General features: G+C 43.0%; 23 protein-coding genes. 17 read left to right on the top strand and 6 right to left on the bottom strand.

Features of this window, described 5'->3' with window-relative positions; genetic code table 11:
- The 3 genes from L990_RS20280 to L990_RS18180 all read left to right on the top strand — a co-directional run.
- On the top strand, nucleotides 1–284 hold a 284-nt coding region (locus L990_RS20280; RefSeq protein WP_197057338.1), incomplete at its 5' end, for a phage tail protein.
- Nucleotides 285–310: 26 nt separating this feature from the next.
- Nucleotides 311–859, top strand: coding sequence for a phage tail protein (locus tag L990_RS18185; protein WP_047452320.1), 549 nt, complete (start codon nucleotides 311–313; stop codon nucleotides 857–859).
- A 15-nt stretch (nucleotides 860–874) separates the two neighbouring features.
- Nucleotides 875–1,792 (top strand): formyltransferase family protein, encoded by a 918-nt coding sequence (locus L990_RS18180; protein WP_047452317.1) that lies wholly within the window; start codon nucleotides 875–877, stop codon nucleotides 1,790–1,792.
- Nucleotides 1,793–2,193: 401 nt separating this feature from the next.
- Here the strand turns inward: L990_RS18180 and L990_RS18175 are convergent, their stop codons facing one another.
- Nucleotides 2,194–4,089 (bottom strand): asparagine synthase-related protein, encoded by a 1,896-nt coding sequence (locus L990_RS18175; RefSeq protein WP_047452315.1) that lies wholly within the window; start codon nucleotides 4,087–4,089, stop codon nucleotides 2,194–2,196.
- 402 nt (nucleotides 4,090–4,491) lie between these two features.
- Between L990_RS18175 and L990_RS18170 the strand changes: the two genes are divergently transcribed.
- The 6 genes from L990_RS18170 to L990_RS18145 all read left to right on the top strand — a co-directional run bounded on the left by L990_RS18170 (nucleotide 4,492) and on the right by L990_RS18145 (nucleotide 10,196).
- Nucleotides 4,492–5,349: a hypothetical protein gene (locus L990_RS18170; protein ID WP_047452313.1), complete on the top strand. Its 858-nt coding sequence runs from the start codon at nucleotides 4,492–4,494 to the stop codon at nucleotides 5,347–5,349.
- Nucleotides 5,350–5,352: 3 nt separating this feature from the next.
- Complete coding sequence (locus L990_RS18165) at nucleotides 5,353–6,213, top strand: sulfotransferase domain-containing protein (RefSeq protein WP_047452312.1); 861 nt, start codon at nucleotides 5,353–5,355, stop codon at nucleotides 6,211–6,213.
- Nucleotides 6,214–6,346: 133 nt separating this feature from the next.
- The gene (locus L990_RS18160) at nucleotides 6,347–6,610 is read left to right on the top strand and encodes a PqqD family protein (protein WP_047452310.1); all 264 of its coding nucleotides are present in this window, start codon (nucleotides 6,347–6,349) and stop codon (nucleotides 6,608–6,610) included.
- Entirely contained in the window at nucleotides 6,607–7,023 is a 417-nt protein-coding gene (locus tag L990_RS19530) for a lasso peptide biosynthesis B2 protein (protein ID WP_052181146.1), read from the top strand. The genes L990_RS18160 and L990_RS19530 overlap by 4 nt, the downstream gene beginning before the upstream one ends.
- 436 nt (nucleotides 7,024–7,459) lie before the next feature.
- Nucleotides 7,460–8,482: a nucleotidyltransferase family protein gene (locus L990_RS18150; protein ID WP_047452308.1), complete on the top strand. Its 1,023-nt coding sequence runs from the start codon at nucleotides 7,460–7,462 to the stop codon at nucleotides 8,480–8,482.
- The gene (locus L990_RS18145) at nucleotides 8,475–10,196 is read left to right on the top strand and encodes an ABC transporter ATP-binding protein (RefSeq protein ID WP_047452306.1); all 1,722 of its coding nucleotides are present in this window, start codon (nucleotides 8,475–8,477) and stop codon (nucleotides 10,194–10,196) included. The genes L990_RS18150 and L990_RS18145 overlap by 8 nt, the downstream gene beginning before the upstream one ends.
- A gap of 413 nt (nucleotides 10,197–10,609) precedes the next feature.
- Here L990_RS18145 and L990_RS18140 read toward each other — a convergent pair whose 3' ends face one another.
- Genes L990_RS18140 through L990_RS18130 form a run of 3 tightly spaced genes read right to left on the bottom strand, consistent with a single transcriptional unit; the run spans nucleotide 10,610 to nucleotide 12,577 of the window.
- Nucleotides 10,610–11,212, bottom strand: a complete 603-nt coding sequence (locus L990_RS18140) for a hypothetical protein (RefSeq protein WP_047452304.1) — start codon at nucleotides 11,210–11,212, stop codon at nucleotides 10,610–10,612.
- Nucleotides 11,213–11,227: 15 nt separating this feature from the next.
- Nucleotides 11,228–11,722, bottom strand: a complete 495-nt coding sequence (locus tag L990_RS18135; RefSeq protein WP_052181145.1) for an RNA polymerase sigma factor — start codon at nucleotides 11,720–11,722, stop codon at nucleotides 11,228–11,230.
- Nucleotides 11,723–11,737: 15 nt separating this feature from the next.
- Nucleotides 11,738–12,577: an alpha/beta fold hydrolase gene (locus L990_RS18130; protein ID WP_047452302.1), complete on the bottom strand. Its 840-nt coding sequence runs from the start codon at nucleotides 12,575–12,577 to the stop codon at nucleotides 11,738–11,740.
- A 232-nt stretch (nucleotides 12,578–12,809) separates the two neighbouring features.
- Here L990_RS18130 and L990_RS18125 point away from each other — a divergent pair, with 232 nt between their 5' ends.
- The 6 genes from L990_RS18125 (at nucleotide 12,810) to L990_RS18100 (ending at nucleotide 21,345) form a co-directional block, all read left to right on the top strand.
- Nucleotides 12,810–14,144: a carboxypeptidase-like regulatory domain-containing protein gene (locus tag L990_RS18125; RefSeq protein ID WP_047452299.1), complete on the top strand. Its 1,335-nt coding sequence runs from the start codon at nucleotides 12,810–12,812 to the stop codon at nucleotides 14,142–14,144.
- Between the two features lie 724 nt (nucleotides 14,145–14,868).
- Nucleotides 14,869–15,495 carry a hypothetical protein gene (locus L990_RS18120; RefSeq protein WP_156121680.1) on the top strand — a complete coding sequence of 209 codons (627 nt, stop codon included), beginning with the start codon at nucleotides 14,869–14,871 and terminating at the stop codon, nucleotides 15,493–15,495.
- A gap of 647 nt (nucleotides 15,496–16,142) precedes the next feature.
- On the top strand, nucleotides 16,143–16,781 hold the full coding sequence (locus L990_RS18115; RefSeq protein WP_047452295.1) for a DUF2975 domain-containing protein: 639 nt from the start codon (nucleotides 16,143–16,145) through the stop codon (nucleotides 16,779–16,781).
- A 1-nt stretch (nucleotide 16,782) separates the two neighbouring features.
- The gene (locus L990_RS18110; protein ID WP_047452294.1) at nucleotides 16,783–16,989 is read left to right on the top strand and encodes a helix-turn-helix domain-containing protein; all 207 of its coding nucleotides are present in this window, start codon (nucleotides 16,783–16,785) and stop codon (nucleotides 16,987–16,989) included.
- 45 nt (nucleotides 16,990–17,034) lie between these two features.
- On the top strand, nucleotides 17,035–19,845 hold the full coding sequence (locus L990_RS18105; protein ID WP_052181143.1) for a M16 family metallopeptidase: 2,811 nt from the start codon (nucleotides 17,035–17,037) through the stop codon (nucleotides 19,843–19,845).
- Nucleotides 19,846–20,022: 177 nt separating this feature from the next.
- Nucleotides 20,023–21,345, top strand: coding sequence for a YeiH family protein (locus tag L990_RS18100; protein WP_047452292.1), 1,323 nt, complete (start codon nucleotides 20,023–20,025; stop codon nucleotides 21,343–21,345).
- Nucleotides 21,346–21,571: 226 nt separating this feature from the next.
- Here the strand turns inward: L990_RS18100 and L990_RS18095 are convergent, their stop codons facing one another.
- Complete coding sequence (locus L990_RS18095) at nucleotides 21,572–22,012, bottom strand: (4Fe-4S)-binding protein (RefSeq protein WP_047452374.1); 441 nt, start codon at nucleotides 22,010–22,012, stop codon at nucleotides 21,572–21,574.
- Between the two features lie 287 nt (nucleotides 22,013–22,299).
- Here L990_RS18095 and L990_RS18090 point away from each other — a divergent pair, with 287 nt between their 5' ends.
- Both L990_RS18090 and L990_RS18085 read left to right on the top strand, forming a co-directional pair.
- Nucleotides 22,300–23,643, top strand: coding sequence for an MATE family efflux transporter (locus L990_RS18090; RefSeq protein WP_047452289.1), 1,344 nt, complete (start codon nucleotides 22,300–22,302; stop codon nucleotides 23,641–23,643).
- 404 nt (nucleotides 23,644–24,047) lie between these two features.
- On the top strand, nucleotides 24,048–25,220 hold the full coding sequence (locus tag L990_RS18085; RefSeq protein WP_047452287.1) for a metallophosphoesterase: 1,173 nt from the start codon (nucleotides 24,048–24,050) through the stop codon (nucleotides 25,218–25,220).
- A 148-nt stretch (nucleotides 25,221–25,368) separates the two neighbouring features.
- Here the strand turns inward: L990_RS18085 and L990_RS18080 are convergent, their stop codons facing one another.
- The gene (locus L990_RS18080) at nucleotides 25,369–26,586 is read right to left on the bottom strand and encodes a YihY/virulence factor BrkB family protein (RefSeq protein ID WP_197057337.1); all 1,218 of its coding nucleotides are present in this window, start codon (nucleotides 26,584–26,586) and stop codon (nucleotides 25,369–25,371) included.
- Between the last annotated feature and the right edge of the window lie 218 nt (nucleotides 26,587–26,804).

Below are 26,804 nucleotides of genomic sequence, written 5' to 3'. Positions count from 1 at the left end.
CGCATAACCACAACATGATGGTTCGTGACTCCTACGATGCTGCGATCCCTGGAACCAACATTTTAGGGAATGAAACCATCCCTACTGATCCTAATCAAACCAAAAAGAATACCGGCAATGTGCTCTCCTATGTCAGCAGCACCCCTGATGCTTCTAAAAAAACAATTCTCAATCCCAAGAGTATTAGCACAGAAGGTGGTGGGCAAGCTCACGAAAATAGAATGCCGTTTGTTACCATGGTGTACTGTATTGCAACAGTAGGCTACTATCCACCAAGACCCTAATTCGTTTAACTTAAAAATTACAGAAAATGGATTGCTATATAGGTGAAATAAAGATGTTCGCAGGCAACTACGCTCCTTCTGGATGGCTTATTTGCGATGGATCAACGCTTCCAATACAAGGTAATGAAGCACTTTACACGCTACTCGGAATAACCTACGGGGGAGACGGAAGAACAACCTTTGCGCTGCCAGATTTAAGAGAAAAGGTGGTGGTTGGCAATGGACAGCTGGGCACTACGAATTATGTTACCGGGTCAACAGGAGGTGCCAATACCGTTACGCTAACCATCGCGAATATGCCTCCCCATAACCACACCTTAAATGCATACGCAGATACGGCAACAACAGCTAGCCCAACAGGCACTAACATACTTGCAGTATCAGTACCACAGGGTGCAACATACACCAGCGCCAAGCTATACGCCACACTTCCTGCTGGAACTACAGAGCCAGACTCGCCTCTTGACACTGTTGCTGTTTCAAGTTCCGGAGGTAGCACTCCTCACGATAACCTGATGCCATATCTTACGATAAACTACATCATATCCAAAACAGGAATATTTCCTCAACAGTAATAATTTGAAGCATAAATGAAAATTGGTATTGTTTCAAATTCTGATGTAATAATCCCTTTAACATATACACTTGCAGCCCAAAAGCTGCAAGTGTATGCGTTTTTAGATAAAGGGGTAAATCCAGAAAAGGCGCAAATATTACAAGCATTTGCAAAGCAGCTAAATATCCCGATGTACTTCGAAAAAGAATCGGGCAATAACCTATACGAATGGATAAGCCAAGAAAAGTTTGATGCCATATTCATTATGGGATTTAACCGCTTAATCGACCTTTCGAAGGTTGACAGAAGCGCACAGCAGCACCTTTTCAACATTCATTTCGGGCCATTGCCTGCCTACAAGGGGCCATCCCCCGTTTTCTGGCAGCTAAAACATGGCACCGAAACGTTAGGAATATCCATCCACAGGCTTACCGATAAATTCGACGAAGGAGCCGTTGTTTGGAGAAAGAGCTATCCTAACCAGGCATACTTCTGCCACGACTCGTTCACCAAGTACCTAAGCGGAATGAGCGCTGAAGGGGTATTCTTTCTGCTAAACATTATTGCAGCAAGGCATCCCATATTGGACCTTAAACCTTTGCCGATTGTATCATCATACTTCAAACGCCCAGAGACTAAAGATGTACTTATTGACTGGCAAAAAATGGGAGCCGCAGAGATTGTTAACCTTATAAAGGCCTGTAACTCGTGGAACAAAGGAGCCATTACCCAATTTAAAGGCAACGAGCTAAAGCTGATGGATGCCCGAATCATCGCGTCACCTTCGAAAAATGGCAAACCGGGCGAAATAGCCGAGGAAGAAAACGAGCTACAAGTCTACACCTGCGATGGAAAGGCAATTACCACCAACATGCTTTACTTTAATGAGTGCTTTACACCCGCCTACCACGCAAAATTTTGGGGTTTGGTAAAGGGAGCCAGAATGGGGTAGGCATGCCTAAAACATCTGTTGCAGTTCTGCTGCATCATTCAACAAATCCTGATATACAGCCACCGAACCCTTCCTCATACAGGGCGAAGTACAAACAACAACGTCAACAGTCAGCCCCACGCCTACAAGTTGCTAATTTAAACATAAGGGTATCCGATACGGATACCCTTACCAATTTAGACCTTTGGACAATAAAAAGAATGTCTAACCCAAGGCCTCAACGCCACCTAAACGGTGAAATTTAGGAATTGGAGCTATCAGCTTCTTGATTATTAGTTCCCGTTCCTAAAGTCTCTGAACTAATAGAGATAACCTCAACTTCAGGTGAACTCCATTTTTCTTTTTCGTTCATCATTTTGTTTGTTTTTAATAGTTAAACTTAGGACTCAATCAAGCCCTCATTATTTATTGAGATCAAAAATGTACCCCTTTTCCTTAAGTCGAAGTAAAACAGTCGCCGAAATACCTGTTTTAGCCGAGAATAAAAAATTCATATCAAAGCTAGGAGGAAATCCTTCATAGCTTCTTACATTACAAAGACTCTCCTTTAACAAACTTCTATTCAGAAAGCTATCAAGTAGCAAATCGTCATTACTGTTATTGACTACATTTAAAACTTCTTGCTTTTGCGCAATTAATCGCACGGCAGAATCCGGCGAAAATGCCTTTTTATCAGTCCTTAGCCTTATCTCCTCTGGAATTACTCCATCCATGATGGTTCTAATCAATCCTCTTTTCTCTCCATTGTTTGCATGACAGTGAATTGGGACATCTATCAATAATTCGTATAAATTTTTATCGAACAGAGGTGTTCCTATATCCATTTTATAGAAGCCGCTTCTGTTGTAAAACTTGCTCACCTTTCGGCCAATTACACCCTGATTTACCTCTGTTACCAACGAGTCTGCATGGCTAGTTTTTGCCTTTTCAGCTATCTGGCTATGATATCTCTTCAGAATATCATCATTAAGCATTTTTTGCTCCATCTCATTTTGCTTCTTAAAAAGCGATCGTAGAAAAGAGTAGTATGGGGATTGGGAAAGGTACATTCTTCGAAATATTTTATGAAAGGATTCGTTTTCCTTCGCACAAAACTGCTGCATAATTTTTAATCCCTGCCTATACTTCCCTTTCTTGACAAGGTCATAAACAATGCTATGCCCTTTCCACGAAATCCAAAAATCTCCACCAAACCCATTAAATAGTGTTCGAACTTGATTTTGCATTGCTGCACTATGTAAAGCATAATTCATGTATGCAACAGAAACTGGGAAAGATTCATCAATCTCAAAAGCGTCATCCAAATTCGACAAAGGGCCAACACCAGGTGCCTCCACATATGTTTGAATAATGTTGGAACAGTGCTTGCCTACCAAATCAATATAGTAACGTTCGTCCTTTTCAATCCCTCTATGGCCTAATGGGAGTACAGAAGAGAAGGTATATAGCGGCTTGTTTTTCTTCATCAGGAGTTCTGAAAGGATACAGGCAACGCTTGTAGAATCGAGCCCTCCACTCAAAGTTACCCCTATAGGTACATCTGTATTCAACCGATTCTCTACAGCGCGGTAAAGCATTTCACGCGTGCAGTCGTACCAATCTTGGTCTTTTGTAAAGTTGTACTTACCGGTAGATTCTAAGTTCCAATACTTGCGATAGGCCATTTTACCGTCCTGCAAGGTAAGCACATTCCCTCCGCATAAAGCAAAAATATCCTTATTGTAGGTAATGTTTGACTTACCCTTACTGTAGAAGTACTGGACAAGGCTCTCCTCGTTAAAATAGTTGGGGAACGGTTTTACGGCCACGATTCCTTTTATTTCGCTGCAAAAGATGAATTGTTCAGGAGAATCATAGTAAAAGAGTGGTCGAAACCCAATATGGTCGGTAGCAACAAAGAGCTTTTGGTTGTCGGCATCCCAAATGGCAAAGGCAAATTCCCCCTCCAGATGGTTAACGCAGTCTTCTCCCCATCGTTTATAGGACAGCAAAATAATCTCGGAGTCACTAACCATAATTAACCGAGTTTTGTCTATTCCCAACAACGCAGCAAGTTCGTTACGGTTATCCAAACGGGCATCGGCGGTTATGGTACAATTATATGCTATTAACGGACAATGCTCATAATCCTGCTGTGGATAAACCTTTAGTAGGCAATGGCCGAAACCAACAACGCCATCCACCCAGACATCCTTCCCATCGGTGGCGCGATGTGCAATGGCTGATTGCATAACGTGTAAGCTATCTGGATCTACAAACCTTCCATTTTTATTTACAACCCCAAATACAGCGCTCATATAAATCAATCTTTAAACTAAATCGCTATTAAAAAAGGATAAGCATTGCTTATTCTACAATAATTCATTCACCTTAAAATACACACATTCGACAGCCAAACACATTTCTGCACATGTCACAACAACTATATTTACCTCAAACGACAGCATTATTAAAAATCACAGACTAGCAATCAAAAGCTAAGTCAATTATAACTAAACAATAACAAAGCCAACAATCTAAATCAAATCAAATCAAATAAAAAGTCATTTTTTTTAGCTTGAGAATCGATGTTTTGTTAAAAATAAAATACATATTTAAACAAAAAAAATGAGACTATGAACAACAAAAACAAAAAAGTGCAAACTCTCGCTAAACAAATCCTTACCATTAGCATTAAAACAACTTAAAATAACAGATCTATGCTTCAGACAATTGCTGAAACCGTGAAAATAAACTACATAACAACACCATATAAAAATATTGATCGCCCTCTATTTGAAAAACCTCATTTAAAAATAACTGAGGATCAGTTATTTTTACAGGTATACAACCAAGCTCAGTTTTACGTTGAAAAAGGGGAGTTTGTAAACATATACTTAGAGGAGGGGGCAGATACAGACTCTGTACAACTCTTTTTAAATGGCTCTGTACTAGGGGCACTACTCCTACAAAATAAAATTCTAGCATTACATGGCAGCTCATTTTGCTATAATGGGGTTGGTGTTGTTATCTGCGGAAATTCTGGAGCAGGAAAATCCTCTGTAACCGCGGCCTTCTGCCAAAATAGGGCACAATTTATTACCGATGACATTACTCCTATTTCAATAAAAGAAGGAGAGGTATACGTGAAACCTCTAAAAACAGAAATTAAACTCTGGGATGATGCGCTAGAGCAGCTAAACCTGCCAAATGAGAACCTTAGAAAAATAAGACCAACACTAGATAAATTCTACTTTCCATACGAGCCTAGCGCAGGGGTTAATTCCAAACTCCATTTAATTATAATCTTAAACACACATAATAAGGATGAATTCACCTCATCGGAACTAACAGGAGTCAGTAAGTTTTTAGCGCTAAAGGATCAAATATACCGAAAACTTTACCTTAAGGGGATGCCGCAAACAGAACAAAACCTTTGCCTACAGCTATTACAGTTAGGGCAAAATGTTAGAGTTCTAAACATCACTCGCCCCAAAGTGTGCAGCATACATACAGCCATGGATTTTATTAAGCAGAAGATAGCGGAACTACAGGGAATTAATGAAGTAGCACTATAGCACATGAAAAATATTGTTTGGCTTGCTTCATACCCAAAATCAGGAAACACCTGGTTCCGGATGTTTTTATCTAACTATCTAAAAAATACCGACGCGCCTCTCTCCTTAGAAGAGATTCAAAGCACAAGAATAGCAAGTAGTGCTATTGATTTTGAAGAGATTGTTGGTTTAAATCCGTTCGAACTAACAGGTGATGAGGTTGATTTGTGGCGCCCTGATTTATACCAGTCTATTTCGGAAGAGTATGCAAAAAAAAACGAGATATGCTACAAGAAAGTCCATGATGCCTATACAATCAATTTATACGGCAGACCTCTTTTCCCTGAGGAATACAGCAAATGTACCGTATACTTTGTACGCAATCCATTAGATGTCTGCGTATCTTTTGCCAACCATAGCGATAGTAAAATTGAAGAAAAGGTTAACCAAATAGTAGACGAAAATGCCACCCTAGGCGGGGGAAAAAAAGGGCAACTTCGGCAGATTTTAAAATCATGGAAAGGCCATATAAAAAGTTGGCAATCACAATCAGCCATTCCCGTTCACTTTGTCAGGTACGAAGATATGCTACAAAATCCGGTAGAGGCCTTCGAGCAAATCATTCGATTCATAGGGTTGGAGCATGAGGAACATCGCCTAAAAAAAGCGATTGTTAATAGTGACTTTAAGGTGCTACAGCAATTGGAAAAAGAGAATGGTTTTATTGAGAAAAAGCAGCATTGCCAAAACTTCTTTTGGAAAGGGAAGATTGGCAACTATAAAGACCATTTAACTGCAGAACAAATAAGCAGAATAGTCGAATATAGCTATGACACGATGAAGGAATTTGGATATATAGATAAAGATGGAGTACTTACGGTGTAAACTCCCTCCAAAAAGGTAATCATGGCGACTATTCTCTTTTACTATTTTACAAACAAAAAGCCAAGAACTAAAAAAGGTAGAAACATAGCAATAGCCTACAAAACAAAGGACAAGCAACAAAGTATTTAAACAGATGGAAAGATACAGCAGGTTAGAAAACATTATTGATGGAGAAATAGACAACCATCAAGTGATTATGCACATTAATGATGGCAAATATTTTGGTTTAAACCCGGTTGGCAAACGAATTTGGATGCTAATAGAAAAGCCAAAGACGCTTGAGGAAATAACCTCAACTCTTCTTTTGGAGTACAACATTTCTCCCGATCAGTGTAAAACAGAAGTTCAGACATTCCTAGATAAGTGCGTTGAATGTAATATCGTTGTAAAACAGTGAGTCTGATTAAAAAATTCTGGGAAGTACCTTTAAATCAAAAAACATTGGTAGCAGAAGCCATATGCTTCTTGTTAGCATCAAAGCTCCTGCTACTGATCTTCCCATTTAGGATATGCAAGCAGATTTTCAGGAAAAATGAGCGGCTGGATAGGCAACCAAGTCCTCAAACCTTAAAGGATATTCGCACCGCCGTTGAACGAGCCAACAAAATTGCCATTTGGAAAAATGTTTGCCTTGTAAAGTCGTTTGCTGCTCGCCTTATGCTACAACGCAGAGGAATTCCCTCCTCAATCTACCTGGGGGTAAACATTACTAATGAGACGAAGCTAGCGGCACATGCATGGTTAATTAGTGGAGGTGTTTACATCACCCCTCGGGGGAGTGTCTCTTTCAAAGAGATATACAACTTCTGATTAACGAGCAAAGCATTTCCTATGAGATCAACCTATGCTGCAGTAATAACAAGAAGCTTATAGCAGATGGTTTACCGCTCCCTTTATGCATACTTTACACAAAGTAGGCCAAATGCTATAACCTTTTCAAAAGAAAACATCAAAAAGAGGAAAGCAGAAGAAGCATATCTTGTAAAAGAAGAACGCTAATGCCCATGCAAAAAAATAGAAGAAATACGTTCTCCTGTATAAAGAGCATTGCTAACAGCAGCAGCAGCGCTCCTAACCTTTTTTGCAAAAAGGCAGATTGCACTGCCAACGGTAAATTTAGAGTACTAGAGATCTTTTACTGTTTCTGCTACAGACATTATTTACAAAAGACATCTCACATCACTAAGCTAAACACAAAAAAAATAGAGTACCTTTAAGCATACCTATTTTAACACATTACCAATAAATGACAAAGCTTCCTTTAGACCGAAACCATCTAAGTAGCCGCCATCGCTTAAGCCACCAGCAGATTGACATGCTGCTTGGCCAAAAGGAGAGCAAAGAAAACCTACCCGAAAAGTTAAAAGGGTTGAAGCTGGTAAGCAATTTCCTCCAGCTTGTAGATTTGTTGGATGCGCACCACCTCGAATTCCTCAGCTTTAAAGGGCCACTCCTTTCGCAGCTTATCTACGGCGATGCCTCCGTTAGGATATCCCATGATTTTGACATCCTTATTGACCCTTCCGATATAAATAGGGCACACTCTCTCCTAAACAACAATAATTTCGAAGTTATTTACGAAATTAAATGGCCACAGGAGGCACTTCGACAAAAAATGCTGTTCGAAGCCATCCATCATTTAGGTTTTAGACACAAGGAATTGGGTTATATGGTGGAAATTCACTGGACCCTTGTCAACGAGTCCCCCATCAGCCCCAAAAAGCTTAACAGAATGGTTTGGTCGAACACCAAAACCTACGAGATGTACGGAAGAACCATCCGTTCGCTTAATGAAGAGATGCTGCTAGCCTACCTAATAATCCATGGGACAAAGCATGGCTGGCAAAGGTTGAAATGGCTGGTAGACATAAAGGATTTTCCGTTGGATAAAATATCAGAAGAGAACTTCAAGGAGCTTTGCAGGATGCTAAATATCCAAAAAGCGGTGGCACAAACAGGTGCGCTCCTAAAAACATACTTCAACTTTGAAAGCCACCTCTTCCCTACTAGAAAGGCATCATCCTTTTTGGTTAACCATAGCATAAAAATGGTTGAGAACCCCATAAAGGAGAAGCTACCTGTAGGAGAAGCCATAGAGGATCTTAAATATAAGATATGGATATTTGGAGGGCTAAGCTATAAAATCAGGATAATCTCAAAACAACTTATTGGAATTACAGATATCAACAACGTTAGCTTCAAAACCAGGCTAGCCTACATACTCTACCGCCCATACAGCTTTATTAAACGTCGTATTTACCATGCCTAGCCATACATCTATAGCCCAAAATCTCAAATTCTTCTACAGGTATCATCCTCGAAGGCTCGTTTTGCTATTCATCATCACGCTTTTACTGGGTGTTAACCAAGGGGCGGGTATTGTAATGCTTATTCCGCTACTTAGCCTACTTAACACCGACAACGGGCATACCAACGAATCAGGAGTGAGCCAGTGGCTAGGCAACATAGCCCACAAAATGGGGATAGAGCTAAGCATCGAGTATGTACTAGCCATTTTCATCTTCATCATACTGCTTACCACCTACCTTACCTACCTTAAAGCGCTTATGCAGTCGGAGTACGAGCAGGGGTTTATATACGAAACGCGTACGCGCCTGTTCAGAAAGATTATTAGCTGCGACTGGCTAACCATTAACAGCCGCAGCAAGCACAACCACATACAGGTAATATCCAACGAAATACCCAAAGTTACCTCCTACTACTACTCGCTGATGCGCTTTACCTCGGCCCTTATCATTATTGGAGCCCACGTTATGGTATCGCTCGCCATTTCGGTAAGCTTTACGCTCTTGGTAATGGGGGTTGGCATCGTCACCTTCTTTCTTCTACGCAGATTTCTTGGCGAAGCGCTCTCGCTAGGCGAACGAAACATTGGAGTAGCCCGCAAGATGCTTAAGGAGATAGACGACTTCTGGACAATGGTAAAGCAGGCCAAGATTCACAACTCCGAAAAGTTCTACTCCGACAGGTTTAACGCCACCAACCAGAGCATGCGCGCCATCCAAAACCGCCAATCGGTAAACCGAGCCAAGTCGCAGCTCCTTTTTACCCTAGCGGGCGTTGTAGCGCTGGTGGTTATCGTGTACATGGGCTATAAAATCGACAACCTACCTCTCTCCTCCATCTTTGTGCTAACCATACTCTTTGCCCGCCTGTTCCCGCTCTTTGTAAGCGCCAACAGCGAGCTCAACATGATGCTATCCACCCAAAAATCGGTGGCGCTGGTTATCGAAGTGGATGAGAGCCTTACCGAAAATAGCCTACGCCAGCAGCAGCATACAGGAGCCTCCTCCATCAACGGGAGCATCAGCCTAAGCGACGTATCCTTTTCGTACAACGGAGAGCGTAACATCCTTAGCCACCTAAACCTTACCATTGCACCTAACAGCATAACGGGCATTGTTGGCGCATCGGGACAGGGTAAGACCACGCTTATCGACCTAATATCCGGACTACTAACACCCACTGATGGCTTTATTGCCGTAGGTGACACCCGCTTAACGGCACAAAACGTTGGCGAATGGCAATCGACCATTGGCTATCTGCCCCAAGACTCCTTCTTTGTGGATGGTACCATTCGCGAAAATCTAATTTGGGATTCGGCCGCCAGCATTAGCGATGAGCAAATCTACTCGGTGCTCGGTAGGGTTAATGCACGGAGTGTTGTGGAGAGAGAACCCAAAGGGTTAGACACCTCCATTGCCAACTACCACTTCCACTTCTCGGGAGGCGAAAGACAACGCCTAGCCTTAGCCAGAGTGCTGCTAAAATCGCCCAAGGTGCTGCTTCTGGACGAGGCCACATCGGCATTAGACGCCAAAACGGAGCAGCAGATTATGGAAAACCTCCTACTCCTGAAGGATGAGCTTACAATCCTTTTCGTAACCCACCGCCAAAGCCTTACCCCCTACTTCGACACGGTGATCGATTTAAGTAAGCTCCATATAAAGCAACTCAGTTAGCGCAGGTTGGGGGTTATTCTTTAAGATGACCTGCTTTTAGAAGGCCGGCATTACCATCGCAAAGAACTATATGCCAACATGGAAGGAAAGAGAGCTCTAACATGCAGCATAGAGGCACCTGTATAGTGCCTCTATGCTGATGGGATTTCGCGTTTACCATCCTATCGCTTTTTGATGGAAGATTTGACGGCTGCTATTGGGTGAAAAGGCATTTCATGAAGCAGCATGGAGACGCGAGCATCGCGTCTCTACCATCGTTTTATGGGCGTAGCAGGGTAGAGACGCATTGCATGCGTCTCTTAACGGTAAGCGCGTAGTCTTAAAAGCGAAATCCCTGGCCTCTACGACCGTTAGATGAAGATTTTAGAGATAAAGGCGTATTGAGCACACCTCGGACAAGCGCCACCTTGGCGTTAGCCATTAAGCTCCTGGCTTACCCCTTTCAGGTCGTAGATGGTAGCCTGCAGCTCCTTTAACTCGGCTACCGTTTTTTTGCGGATGTAAACCAGCAGCACCGCAAAGATAACCACACCCGATATGGCGATATAGATAAAGAATCCGTAGGGAAGCGTTTGCTTAAACAGCGGCAGCAGCACACAGAATCCGGCAACGTACAATCCAAAAACGAGGTAGGTAAACGCCCCATGTATGCGCCTACGTTGCTGGTAAAACAGGGTAAGCTCCCTAAGATAGCTGCTCGTTACTTCCGAGCTATCCAAACGTTGCAGCAGCTGGCGGCTACGTACCTCAACCCCAATCCGGATGGCCAGCATCAGCATCATTAGCCCTACCCCCAGCACAAACTGAAGGTTTGCGTATCCGACATAAAGCGAAAAACCAAGCACCACAAGAAGGGTGGCCCCCAGCACGGCTATGGTGGCAACGTGCTTTCTCCTCGAGCTGCCCACCCTACGCTTGGCAAGGGCTGCAACACTACCTGCATCAACCGTTGGCTTAGGAATAGGCTGCCTTTTCCAGCCAGCCATCATATCATCAAATTCGTTATTATGCTCCATTTCAATACTTTTTTACTAGTAACCACTCTCCGAAAGCGTAAGATACGTAGCCCTTAGCTTTTCCTTTAACCTATGCACCTTAACCCTGGTATTGCTATCGCTAAGACCAAGAATCGAGGCGATTTCCTGCTGGGGCAGCCCCTCCAGCACCAGCGTTGCCAAGATACGATCGGGTTCGTCGAGCTTAGCAATGCATCGGTTTAGCAGGTCGTTATCGCTATGCTGCTTTTCGGCCGAATCGCCCTCTGGAGCCTCATAGGTCTGTATCCGATTCTGGTAGCTCTTGTTGCGCCTAATCTCCGTTAAGCTGCAGTTTACCGCAATCCGGTATAGCCAAGTGCTCACCTGGCACTCCCCTTTAAAGCTGTCGTACTTTTCCCAAACATTGATAAACACCTCCTGTGCAAGGTCGGCAGCTAAGCTGCCATTCCCTTTTACGTATCCTAAGCACAGGCGGTAAATGTTCGGATAGTACTGCGCATAAAGCTCCTGAAAAAAGTCCCTATCCATTAATCTAAAGAGTTACTATTTAGCTAGAAATTGGTTTACCTCACCCATCATCACCTCCGGCTTATCGTACATCACAAAGTGGGTCGATCCATCCACAAACTTAATAGTTTTCCCCTTTAGCTTGGCATACTGCTCGTCGTACGCCTTCAGAATTTGCTCCTTTGATGGATACTTACCGGCCGCAAGTATAAGCACCGGCTGCTCTATGCTGCCCACCGCCTCGCGAAGGTCTACCCGCATCAAATCGGTATAGCCATACACGTAAGTCTTCCTATCAGCCTTCATCATCCAGCTAATGATTTGCTCCTGACGAGCTTTATCGGTGCACATGTTGGCTACCATCTGCGTTTGCATGCCACGGAACGCCGTCGAATCCATTGCCAGCAGCTGCTTGTTGTAGGGATTATCGTAGGTAGCATATTCGGGCTTAAAGTTGGGGATCATCATCACGCCAATACAGGGAAGCATATCCACAACTACCAGCTTCTTTACCCGCTCCTTCTGATTCTGGCACAGCATCAGCCCCAGCGTGCCTCCCATGCTATGGCCTATCACCGTAACATTCTTTAGCCGCTTCGACTCGATGTACTCCGCTACCCCCTTTTCAACCGACGAAAGCCAAAGCGTATCCAGCGGAGCAATTCCATTAAATCCGGCGTAGCTAACCACATGGCATTCGTGCGTTTTAGAGAGCTGGGCAACCGTTTCGTTCCACACCGCACCCGGACAACCAAATCCCGGAAGCAGCACAACGGGACTCCCCTTGCCAACCTTTACCACCTCGATAGCCTTATGCTGCGCCAACCCCAAAAAAGATATCAAAACCAGAACAGATGTCATCAGAATATTTTTCATAGCAGTTCGTTTTTTAAAAGTTTCCCTTTGGATGCAGCCAAATTTGAAATGTTACAACGCAAGAGAAAAAAGTTTTCAGCTTATTCCCCACAGCCCGTTTACTCCCACCAAAAAGGAAACCTCAACAAGCAACAACCTCCAAACAGCACACCTGCGCTCCTTTTTTTATATATTAGCCCCATAAAATATCGGTTACATTTCTTATATCTCATTTAGTAAACCATATCGCACCATGTACAAACTGTTTACAGCAGCCCTATTTTGCCTAATCTATACCACATCGCACGGCCAAGCCAACCTTACCGCTAAGGTTGTAGATTCCGAAACAAAGGAACCGGTTGTGAATGCGAGCATTTCGCTAAATAGCCGCACCAACACCATTACTAAAACAGGCCGACATGGGCAATTCTCCATCAGCATGCAGAGTATTTCATCCAACGAGACGCTGGTTATTTCGTGCGTTGGGTACGAAACGCTGGTAGTAAGGCCACACGAGGTAGCCGCGCAGCCAACCATCGCCCTACATCCCAAAGCCGAAAACATAAAGGAGGTGGTGGTTACCGTAGATAGGATGGCAAAAGAAATTGTACGAACAGCCACCAAGCGATTCAGAAAGAACTACAACAAAAAATACTTTGCGGCCGATATCGAGATATGCAGCTACCTCTTTAACGACAGCACCAGGGCCCTGCTAGGCTGCCGAAAGGTTAGCGGAACGCTAAACTCGCAGGGGTTAGGCTCCCGATTCGAGGACGACAGGATAAGAATAGCCAGCGCACAGATAAGCAACGTAGCCGATAGCCTATGCTACACCACCTTACTCATAAAAAGCTACTACGACTACCTTAGGTACGACTATATAAGAGCATCCGAATGCCCCGTAGACTCGGCCCCACTTAGAGTCTCCTACTTTGGGCGCGACTTCTTCAATAACGGCCACTTTAGAGTAGATAAGGACACCCTATACAACAGCAAACCGGCCTACGTCATCAAGGTCCAAAATGTAAATGGCGTAAACTACGACTACCTCCTACCCGAAACCGAGCTACGAAACAAGTACGCCAAGCTCCTAGCAGAGAACAAGGAGAGAACGGGCTACACCCCATCGAACAAGCTTTTTGTTTGCACCGAGAGCCAGTACGACAGCATATTCTTTAGCAGACTACGAAGGAGCTTCAAAAATGGGAATCCCACCCCCATACAGGCCACCTTTATTATAGACAAAGGCACCAACGCCATCCTAAAAATGGAGCACAAGCAAACCCTATTCCCCTTTAGTAAAAGTCCCAGCTACGAAAACATCACCATTTTTTACGAGGAGATGGACGGCAAAACGTATCCAACAAGAATGGAGATAATGACCAAAAGCCTCAAATACGTATGCTACACCTACCATACCGTCAGCCTCAGCAACTTTAGCTTCGACAAAAAGGAGACACGAATTGCAAGAAAGGAGGCCTATACGCCCCAAAAGGCGCAAAGCTACATCCCTACCAGCCTATGCAACAGCGAATGGGAAAACGAAAAAAGAGGAGAAACCCTGCAGCATCTACATGTAGAGAGGTAGCCTAGCACCTTCCCCCTACGTCTGTCCCAGACGCTTATCTCCATAAGCAGTCCATCTGTCGCGCAAATACCCTCCAACAAATACGTCATCTTTGATCTAGGATGACGCAAATAAGACCATATATGCGACAACTAAGATCAAAGATGGCGCAAACAAGACCATATATGCGACAACTAAGATCAAAGATGACACAAATAAGACCATATATGAGACAACTAAGATCAAAGATGGCGCAGATAAGACCATATATGCGACAACTAAGATCAAAGATGACGCAAATAAGACCATATATGCGACAACTAAGATCAAAGATGACGCAAATAAGACCATATATGCGGCAACTAAGATCAAAGATGGCGCAAATAAGACCATATATGCGACAACTAAGATCAAAGATGACGCAACCTAAGCAGTAAGCAAATAGGATACTAAGAAATACTAGACAGCAAATATCACGGAACCTATCGATACAGAATACGGTACATCTAAATAAATAAAGTTCGTAACATCCCTCATTTACTCCATTCCGCCGTAAAAATAAAACCAAGCACAAAAGAAAAAGCACCAGCAGCTGCTGCAAAAAGGAGAAACAGGACAACCAGCACCTTCGCCTATTTAAATACAATTTTTACCATCAAAAAAAATAGACCTAAAAATGAACCAAATAAAAACTGCCGCTGTTTTTAAATATGAATAAAGTATAAATCACAAAAAAGTTTGAAGGATGACTAAAATTTCAGTGATTCGGTCCTATTTACATTTGAAGGATGGAGAAGTTGGCCCATTTACAGAAAACGTGCTTCAACGTTTAACCAACAATCCATTTGTAACACTAACTGCTGAGGAGTTGGCCGAAGGTAAAAGAAGAAAGGACGACTTTGATGCAAAGCTGGTCAAATCTATTGACGGAACCTCTTTTGATATAATGCAAAAGAATGAATCAAAAAGTAGCGTTCTCGATTGGCTATCAACCACTGCCATAAATGTAAACATGAAGGTAGGTGGAGACAAGGAAAAGATTGCTTCTACCGGTTTTTTACTCGTTAAGGAACCAGAAAGGGGTAAGACTCCTGAGAAGCCAACCAACTTTAAGGTGGAAGATGGCGTTAATAACGGCGATCTAAACTTCTCTGTTAAAGCGAACAAAAATGCCCGTTTTTATGTGTTCTACTACACCTCCATTCCTTCCGATTCCTCGGATATGAATACTTGGACATCCGTAAGTTCGACTTCGAGTAAAATATCTATTAGCGGATTTAAACATGGTAACGAGTACAGCTGCCGCTGCGCCTACATTGGTCCAGACAGCAAGCCTGTATATAGCGATATTATTACCGTGCTTGCACGGTAGTGTGGAGAGAGGTTTGCAACAACTTTTGAATTGTAGGCAGCACCTGTATATCGGGTGCTGCTGTTATTTATAGAGGGCACATCCAACAGAATGTGCGAGGGCAAACGAATCGAATGTAAAATAGAAAGAACCAGACAACCTGTATCCGCTAAAAATTTAAGATTTGAGTAGCCCCCATACATACATGCAGGAATAATTTATAAATTGGCAGAACCATTTTTATAAAATTATCAGATCACCTAAAATATGAAAACTACCATTCTTTCAGAGCAAGACCGAGTTCTATTCTTGGCTATATGCCTTTCAGTAGCAGCAATGTGCTTAGTATACACCGCTGGAGTATTTTTCGGGAAGCATATTTTACCTGCAATTTTATAAAACATCCCCTAGCAGAGCCGAATAATGAACGTCGACTCCGGTTTGCAAGCAACCAGCTGCTGATACCCCTAGCCTTCTAAGCTAAAAGAATTCCGCAACTAAATTTCTACGCTTAGCACCAAAAGGAGCAAGCCCGCTATTCGTCCTCTAGCCTATTCTACAGCAGAGAAGAGAAAAAAAGTGCGGCATGCCTGTGTTAAATCTTCGGATAGGGTATTGCACATAATAAAACAATATCTACTTTTATATCGTTTTTCGATAAATATTTTATGAAAATAGATAAACGACTTCTTCGTCGGGTTAGGATTCTTAACATTGGCATCATTTTTCTACTCGCAGTATCCTTCTTTGGAAACTTTGCCAAAGGGTTTACTGCCGGATGGCAAATGGCCGAATATGAAGAAAAAGCCAAAGTCTCAACCTCGTTTCATGTTGTAAACCTAGAGGCTACCAATCATGGAATTGGATCTCCGATAACAAATAACGGAACCATAAAAGGCGGACTCAGCATAAGCCAAGCAATGGTAACCCTAACGAATCCACCCAAAAGCACGGTAGCTAGCGTTGTAAGGGCTGTTTTCTCTATTTCTACCCTCGCCATTTTCATAATCCTCTCCATCTTAATATGGAAAACAACCAGCTCCATTGGTAGAGGGCAGATGATGACCGCCATAAACATTAGGAGAGCCCGAATAATTGGAATACTACTCATACTAAAGGAGGCAATAGCCGTCGTACTACAGTACGTCGAAGCCCAATACCTCAACTCCGCCATTACGATAGAAGGTTACCGGATAACCGTAGAGGTATGGTCGACCTCTCTGGTAATTGGACTTGTTATGTTCCTATTTGCCGAAATACTTACAGTTGCCAATCGTCTTCGTGAAGAACAAGAGTTAACCATCTAGCATGTCTATAGTAGTAAACCTCGATGTAATGATGGCCAAGCGCAAAATTTCGCTTGGCGAGCTGGCCGAAAGGGTGGGCATAACACAGGCTAACCTTTCTATCCTAAAAACAGGGAAGGCAAAGGCCATCCGATTTAGCACCCTGGAAGCTCTTTGCAAGGAGTTGGGGTGCCAGCCAGGCGATATCCTGGAGTATCAAGCAGAATGACTTAATCAACTATTAATAAATTATTAGTACTAAACTGTAATTCAAATGAGGAAAAATTTCTTTGTACTGATCCTAGCGCTAATCGTTAGCTTTCCAGTACTTGCACAGCAGATGCCTCCTCTTCCTACCGATCCTAAGGTAAAGGTAGGTAAGCTAGACAACGGCCTCACCTACTACATCCGTAGTAATGCAGAGCCTAAGGGACAGGCGGAATTCTATATTGTTCAGAAGGTAGGTTCTATCCTCGAAGAGGAGAACCAAAGGGGACTTGCCCACTTCCTTGAGCATATGGCCTTCAACGGGACCAAAAACTTCCCCGGAAAGAAGATGATTAACTACCTGGAGACCATCGGGGTAAAGTTTGGAGCCAACCTTAATGCCGCTACTGGTTACGACCAAACCATCTACAACATCTCCAATGCACCAGTAACCCGCGAAGGGGTTGTAGACAGCTGCCTGCTTATCCTTCACGACTGGTCGGGATTCATCTCGCTAGAGGATAAGGAGATTGATAGCGAAAGAGGTGTTATTCACGAAGAGTGGAGAACCAGCACCAACGCTAACATGCGCATGTACAACCAGATGTTTCCTGAGATTTTTGAAGGTTCGCAGTACGCCAACCGTCTTCCTATCGGAATCATGTCGGTTGTTGACAACTTTAAGTACCAGGAGCTAAAAGACTACTACCATAAGTGGTATCGTCCAGACCTTCAAGGTATCGTTATTGTTGGAGACATTGATGTAAACAAGGTAGAGGCTAAGATTAAGGCAATGTTTGCCGATATCCCTAAGCCTGTTAACCCTGCAACCCGTACCCTTTTCGAGGTTAAGGATAATGACGCTCCTTTTGTTAGCATTGCTACCGATCCTGAAGCGCAACAAATCAGAGCTACCGTTTACTACAAGCGCGACCTGATGCCTAAGGAGCTACGTCCAACAGCAGCTAGCTTGGTTAGCTACTACATGGAGCAGGTTATCCAAAATATGTTCAACGCCCGCATGGAAGAGATCGCACAAAAGGCAAACTCTCCCTTTGCCATGGCAGGATGCTACGACGGTAACTTCATTGTTGCCAACACCAAGAAGGCATTTACCACCGTTGCCATCTGTAAGGATGGAGGTGTTAACGAAGGGCTTTCGAAGATCGTAAACGAGGCAGAGCGCGTTCGTAAGTTTGGCTTTACCGCTAGCGAGTACGAAAGAGCAAAGGCCGACTTCCTGAGCAACCTCGAAACCGAATACAAGGATCGTGAAAAGCAGAAGAACAGCTACTACGTAGATCAGTATGTTAACAACTTTACTGACGAGACTCCTATAGCCGGTATCGAAACTGAGTACCAGCTATTCCAGCAGGTTACTAAAATGCTTCCTGTTGACCAAATCAACAAGTATGCTGCCGAATTAATTACCGAAAAGAATGTGGTTATTACCATCAATGGACCAAAGAAGGATGGATTAACCTACCCAACTAAGGAGGAAACAGTAGCCATCTTTAACAAGGCACGTACCGAAAACGTAACTCCATACGAAGAGAAGGTATCTAACGAACCTCTTATCTCTAAGCTTCCAAAAGCAGGAAAGGTTGTTAAGGAGGAGAAGGGAGCTAAGTTTGGCGAAACCATCTGGACCCTATCTAACGGAGCAAAAGTATTCGTTAAGAAAACCGACTTCAAGGATGATGAAATTCTTTTCAGCGCAACCTCTAAGGGAGGAACATCGCTAGCTGGTGATAAGGACATTATCAACATCAAGGCTCTAAACGAGGTTATTGGAATTGGTGGTATTGGAAACTTTAGCGCTACCGATCTTCCTAAGATGCTTGCTGGTAAGAAGGCTGAAGTAAACCCATCGGTAGATGTAAAATCGGAAGGACTAATCGGAAAGAGTACTCCTAAAGATCTTGAAACTATGATGCAGCTTGTTTACCTAACGGCCACTTCTCCACGTGTTGATAACGATGCCTTCCAAGCATTTGTAGCACGTAAGAAAACTATGCTTGCCAACATGGAGGCTAATCCAATGATGGCATTCAGCGACACAATTACCACATCGCTATATGGCAAAAATCCTCGTGCTGCACGTCTAACCTCAAAGGATGTTGACAAGATCAGCTACCCTCGTATCATCGAGATCTACAAGGAGCGCTTTGCTAACATGGGAGACTTCAACTTTACCTTTGTTGGTAACGTAGATATGGCTACCCTTAAGCCTCTTGTTGAGCAGTATATCGCATCTCTTCCTGGCAATCCTAAAAAGGAAAACTTTAGGGATGTTAAGATGGATACCCGTAAGGGAGCCTACAAAAACAGCTTCGAAAAGGAGATGGCTACCCCTAAGGCAACCGTATACACCATCTTCACCGGTAAGGTTGACTACACCATCGAGAACCGTATAAAGATGAGCATGCTAGACCAAGTACTAGACATCGTTTATACTAAAACCATCCGCGAAGAAGAGGGTGGAACCTACGGTGTTGACTGCATGGGCAGAATAGACAACTACCCTTATGGTAACTTTGCCGTATACATCGGATTCGATACTGATCCTAAGCTCGTAGACAAGCTACTTGCCAAGGTTAAGCAAGGTTTAGATGAGATGATGAAAGACGGACCAAGCCAAGAAAACCTTAACAAGGTGAAGGAGTATATGCTAAAGAACTACACCGAGGCTCAACGCATGAACTCGCACTGGCTTAACGCAATTGAAGGTTACAACACTTGGGGTATCGACAGACAAAATGGCTATGACGCTAAAATTAAAGCCATAACTCCTGACGATATCAAGAAGTTTGCTACCTCTCTATTCTCTCAAAAGAACGAGATTGAAGTTCTTATGAAAGGTATTGCAAAGAAATAATCGCGCTACAGATATATTATTGTACTGTTATTAAAGGCTCCCCCGAGGAAATATTTCCTCGGGGGTATTTTTTTTATGTAGTAGCCCAATAAGCAATAAGGCACAACAACCATCTTTACGCTATTGCCCACCTTAGCATAAAAACTATTTTTGTACTACAGCATTAAAACACAAGCTATGAGTAAAATTCGAAAATCATTAACGGAAGATTGGATAGCCGTAATAGCCGGATTCCTTATTATCGGCATCACGCTTCTGTTCGAAAGAATTATGCCCTCGCTTCTGGGCGAATCGGTTGTTGGAAAGATAAACGCCATTATCCCCAAGCTACCTGTATTCTACAGCTCGAAGGAGCAATGGTTTGCCTCCGACTTCTTTGACAAATTTTTTACAACCAACAACTTTTACAGCATACTTTACTTCCTGCTGTTCTTCATGCTGTTTGCATTTCTGGTTCCGTGGATAACCCGAAGGCCTAAAGGGAAGTTTGTCCTTTCGTTTGCAATCGTATTTCTGCTCGCCTTTATTGCACAGATGGTAGCGGCACATACCGCCATGAAATCTCTTAACCTCGAAACGGTATTCTTTTCCGTAATTATCGGACTACTTGTTGGGAACCTGTTTAAGCTACCCGAATGGATGAAGAGCGCGGTGCTTAGCGAGTATTTTATCAAAATAGGGCTGGTGCTTTTAGGAACTACCGTCCTATTCAACAACATAATGAAGGCAGGAGCGCTAGGCATGATCCAAGCCTTGGTGGTGGTTATGAGCGTTTGGTACATTGCCTTTTGGATATCACGCCGAATGAAGATAGACAATGAAACATCTATGCTCTTAGCGAGCAGCGTTTCCATTTGTGGGGTATCGGCAGCAATAGCAACTAACGGTGCTATAAATGGCGATAGCAAAAAGCTCTCGTACGTAGTTTCGTTGGTGCTGGTAGTTGCCATTCCGATGATGCTCTTTATGCCCTATCTGGCGGTATGGCTCGGACTCTCGCAGGAGGTTGCCGGAGCATGGATTGGAGGAACCATTGATACAACAGGAGCCGTAGTAGCCTCTGGAACTATTATCGGAAACACGGCCAAAGATATTGCCGTAATCATCAAGTCGGCCCAAAACGTGCTGCTAGGTGTTGCCGCATTTGCCATTTCGATATACTGGTCGTATGCTAACAAATCGGTAGGGGTAGAAAAGCCTACTGCTGGCGTTATTTGGCAGCGATTCCCCAAGTTTGTTATCGGATTTATTGCAGCATCGCTGCTCTTCTCCTTTGTGCTATCTCCCGACACGGTAACAAAGGTGGGTAGCACCCTAAAAGGATACCAAACCATCTGGTTTAGCCTCGCATTTGTATGCATTGGACTAGAAACTCGCTTTGCCGATGTTTTTAACCAAGAAAATAGGAAGCCTATGTATGCATTTTTACTTGCCCAGCTTATTAATGTAATCATAACCCTAGCGGTTGCCTACCTTCTTTTTAGCGGGATGACCATGTAACCGACAGCTACGATATATTATACAAGGTATATAAAAAGATGTATCACGTATCACGATTGGTTGTTGCAGCAAGCTGTAATACCATTGGGTGATACGTGATACTTTTGTTATAACGCTATTGATACCGCCTGCTTTTACCACCTTTCTCCCAAAAAAAATGGAGAGGAGGTCCCCAAACCATCCTCTCCTAAACAACCAAATAAACATAGCTAAGCCCAAACCAAAACTACTCTATATTATCAGGTTTTTCGAAACCAATACGCTCGTGTGATCCATCACAAAATGGCTTATTGGAGGAGGCCCCACATCTACAAAATGCTGTAATATCGGCTCTACTCTCCTTCAATCCGCTCTTATGTACAATATACACATCGCCCGTTACCAAAAGTGGGCCACCTGCAATAACCTCCACCTTAACGCCATCCTCAATAACCTTTTCGGGTTCATTAGCCCCATTATAGTAGCAGCTTAAAGCCCCACTAGGACAACGTTTAACCTGTTCCACAATTCTCGCAGAGTCTGCCCCCATCATCTCTATCCAAGGGCGCTTTCGCGGATCAAACACCTCGGGAAGACCCGTAAAACATTTGCGCGAATGAATACACAGATGAGATTTCCAAACAACGGTAACCTCTCCATTCGTATATTTTTTAACGTCCTCACCCATAACCATAAATTTTGTTATCGTATGATAATTCTATAACATCCTTTCCCTAGAAAGAGTTCGAATACACCCCCTCCTTTATTCAAATATTTTATTCCACAAAGCAAACGGCATCAGACGATAACACTCAATTCAGATCGTCAAATCCAACAAAAAATAGAGAAAGGGGCTCTTACTCCTGCCTAAAAAGGTAAAGTTCAACCATCCATTTATTAACGTAACGGCATTACTATAAAGCCGTTTTACATCAAAATCATACCTTTGCTTTTTGATAATAACTTAAGCCCTAAATGAGCATAACCCTAAAGCACTATAAAGACAACTTTACATTAGCAATCCCAGTTATTACCGCAAATATTGGTCAGGCGGTGGTACAGATTGTTGACAATGTAATGGTGGGTCGTCTTGGAGCTACCCCTCTTGCGGCGGCTTCGTTTGCTGGAATTATCATCATGAACCTCTTTGTTTTTGGGATGGGAATTGCCCTAAGCCTCACCCCTCTTGCTGGTCATGCCTACGCATCCGGAAAACACAGAAGGGTTGCAGCCCTATTTCAAAATTCCATCTCTCTAAATACCATCATAGGGATACTTCTAACGCTAATATTATTTGCCATTATACCATTGCTTTATAAGCTTGGGCAGCCAACCGAAGTTGTAGATATGGCGATCCCATTCTACAAGTTGCTGGCGCTATCCACGCTGCCATTCTTCCTATTCTTAGCCTTTAAGCAGTTTATGGAGGGAATCGGAAACACCAAAGTCGCAATGATAATCACCATAGCGGCCAACATCATCAACATTGTTCTGAACTACATCTTCATATACGGAAAGTTTGGGGCTCCTGCCCTTGGAATTGTAGGTGCTGGCGTTGCCACGCTTACCTCTAGAATCCTGATGCCCATCATGTTTTTTGGATATATAGTAGCCAAGAATCCCTATAAGCGCTTTTTGGCATTCTTCAAAACACAGCATTTTACAATTAAAAAGCATAGGCAGCTACTCGAGGTTGGACTTCCGATCTCAGGACAAATGGTTATCGAAATTTTTGCCCTCAGCGTCACCACCATAATGATGGGATGGCTTAGTACAGAAGCCTTAGCGGCAAACCAGGTCGTCCTGTCGATGGTTCACTTTACCTTTATGGTCGCTACGGGTATTTCGGGTGCATCCACCATACTAGTTAGCCATCAGTATGGCCAACAGAACTTTAAGGAGATGCGGCGATATGCGTTTGCGGGAATACATATGGCTGCAGCCTTTATGATATTTGCAGCCCTTGCGTTTGTTTTCTTCGGTAGCAGCATCGCCTCCATTTTCACAACCGATCCTACCGTTATTGCCCTAGCTGCCCAAATGTTTTTGGTTGTTGCCCTCTTCGAAATTAGCGATGGCGTTCAGGTAACTGCACTTGGTGCTCTGCGAGGTATAACCGACGTGAAACGTCCAATGGTTTATGCCTTTATTTCGTACCTAGCCATCAACATACCGGCAGCCTACCTCTTTGGCTTCATCCTAAAAATGGGTACCCAAGGAATTTGGGTTGGGTTTCTTTGTGGACTTACAACCGCTGCAATTCTTTTTGTAAATAGGTTTATAAAAAGCTCCAGCAGGATGATTGAGCAAAAAGCATAAGCCCCTGCTGATGCATAGGCTGTACCCCGTGTAGATGTTTAAGCATCATGATTGCCGATAAGTCCCATGTACAAATTTGGACAATGTCTCCACATTTAAGTAAAGGGAAGCAAATGGCTATCCTTTAGGGAATGTTCTCAAAAAAACAGGCTTAAACCGACAACACATATTGCCGAAAGCTCAACCGATAAGGAAATATCCGGCTATTACCCTACCCTATTTGCGACAATAATTAAACTATCGCTCAATAGGGTGTAAAAGTGTAAAAAACAGATTTGGATAGCGCTATTCTCTAAGAGTTTAAATACTAAATTGCCCTCCTTTAGAATCTAGAGAGAACCAAAGGCTTCAACAAAACAGGAAAAATACTGTTAGAGCCAATTAAAATTAACAAAGCAACAAGCATGAAAGGGTACGCAATTATCATTTTCTTCTCCATCGTTTTTATTGTCTACTTTTTAGTAAACTACTACATCTATCGCCATGGGCTAATGGCATTACCCAAAGGGAGTAACCTTCGCCATGCTTTTGTTTGGCTGTTTTGGGCTGCCGTCATTTGCTTCCCCCTTGGGCGTATGGTAGAGCGAATATGGAGCTGTGCCGTAACCGATTTTATCGTTTGGGTTGGAGCTTTTTGGCTTGCGACAATGCTATACCTCTTCCTTTCGGTGCTTTTTGTAGATATACTTCGCCTATCCAATCTTATCTACCCTTGGATGAGTAACCTCTTTGGGAACAACATGGGTAACGCCAAGTTGTGGACTATGGCAGCCGTATCGGGCATAGCACTACTTACCGTAACGATAGGACACATCAATGCCGTATGGACACGAGTAAACCACCATAGCATTCAAATAGCAAAGGATGGAGGATCCTTAAAAAAGGTACGCATTGTTGCTGCGTCAGACATCCATATGGGAACTATTATCGCCAAGCATCGCGTATCTAAACTTGTAAAGCTTATCAACGAGCAGCAACCAGATATCGTCCTATTTGCAGGCGATATTGTTGACGAGGACCTCTCGCCAGTAATCAGCCGCAACCTTGGACAAAAGTTAGTTCAGATAAATTCAAAATATGGGATTTACGCCATAACTGGCAATCATGAATATATTGGAGGTGCAGAACCTGCCATTAAGTACTTACAGGAGCATGGCGTAAATATTCTGCGCGACTCGGCAGCTCTAATAGCCAACTCTTTTTACATTATCGGGAGGGATGATAAAGATAGCCGACGATACGCCCATCAGCAACGAAAGGAGCTTAGCGAGCTGCTAAATGGCATCGATCGCTCAAAGCCATCCATACTGCTAGACCACCAACCCTTTCATCTCGACAAGGTGCAGGAGGCAGGAATCGACATTCAGCTATCAGGCCACACCCATCACGGACAGCTATGGCCGCTAAACTATATTACTCAAGCCATTTTTGAGGTAAGCAGCGGATATAAAAAGAAAGGAAACTCCCACATTTTTGTATCCAACGGCTACGGAACATGGGGCCCTCCTGTTAGAACTGGTAATAGGCCCGAAATTTTAGTTCTGGATGTCGAGTTTACGGGAGAAAATAGAAAATAAATGGCTAATAGACTAACAAAAGCCGACTGACAAAAATTATATACCATAAAATTAGGGCAAACTAAGTTTGCCCTAACATCGAAAATAGATAGTCACTCCGACTTAAGATATTTTTTTGTTTTAAGAGGATGCCTAGATTACGGCATCCCTACTCCAAATTCTTTACCTTTACATTTAGCGGACTAGCGTCTAAGGTTTGCTGCATTTCATCCGTCAACCTACAAATAGAGGTGTAAGCGGCAATATTAGGTTGGATTACATCGTCCACTCCTAGATGATCTAAAACATCATAAATCTTACAAATAGTTATCGAATCGTCAGATATGGCGGGCACATAGCCACGACTTTTAGGATCATCGGTATAGGTCTCAACCAGCAGGTTTCCTTTAACCAAACTGCTGAGAAGTGTACGAACTAACCTTATTGGCAGCCGCAGCTCATCCGAAAGATCTTCGCTGGTATAGGGCGTTTCTCCCTTAACATGCCTTTTAACGATGCTACTCATAAGCAAAACGGAGATGGTACGCTTATCGTTATTGCTTACATTATCAATTTCGTACTCGTACTCATACAAGTGCGAATTCTGAATAGCAAAAGATATTTCCGCGCCGATAAGTACGATCAGCCAGCTTATCTGCTGCCAAACCATAAATAATGGAAGTGCAGCAAAGCTACCATAAATGGCGTTGTATCTCGAAACTCCCACCTGAAAGTAGATATATCCCCACTGCACAATCTCAAAAGCAGAACCAGCCAACACCCCAGCAATAAGCGCCGATTTAAACTGAACCTTGGTATTGGGCATTACTAGGTAAAGTATGGTGAACAGCGCACCGATGAGCAGATAGGGTACAAACTTTAAAAGAAACATGAAAAATGGCGCAACATATCCCAATATAGACGACTGAGAGGAATAGCTGTGCAGCGTTGCTGCCACATACACATTGGCGCTACTAGAAGCAATAAGTAGCACTGGAGCCACCAGAATTAGGGAAAAGTAGTCGCTAAACTTTCGGGTAAGATTACGCCCCTTATCCAAATGCCAAATAGCATTAAATGACATTTCGATGTTGGTAAAGACTCGCAAAATAGACCAAAGCAGGATCGCAAAACCGACTCCAGCCATAAGCCCTCCAACCGTTTTTTCGATAAGGGAGTTGGCAAAGTTCATAACCCAGTTAAGTACGTCTTCCTGCCCCTGAAATTGGGATCTAAGAAAGGCATCCAGATTTTTATCAAGGTTAAAGCCCTTTGCTATTCCAAAAATCATAGCAAAAACAGGAACTATCGCAATGGTAGTAAAGAAGGTTAGCGCAGAAGCTCGGATAGCTACATTGTCTTCCTTAAAACCTCTAATCGCAAGCATTACTATACGAAGAGATTTTATCCAAAAATTCTGTTTTTTACGAGGATGATGATCTAACGAAATTCGCCATATATCTGTAAAAATGAATTGACGAATAGTAGATATCTGTTCTTTTATCTTTTTACGATCTCGTTTAACATACCAAATTTTGCCCATAGAAAATAAAATGCAATTAAATGAGGAGCAACAGCTGCATCCAGAACAAATATACCTAAATA

This window comes from Alistipes sp. ZOR0009 (assembly GCF_000798815.1).
Lineage (GTDB): Bacteria > Bacteroidota > Bacteroidia > Bacteroidales > ZOR0009 > Acetobacteroides.
This window is presented reverse-complemented; position numbering and strand designations above follow the sequence as displayed.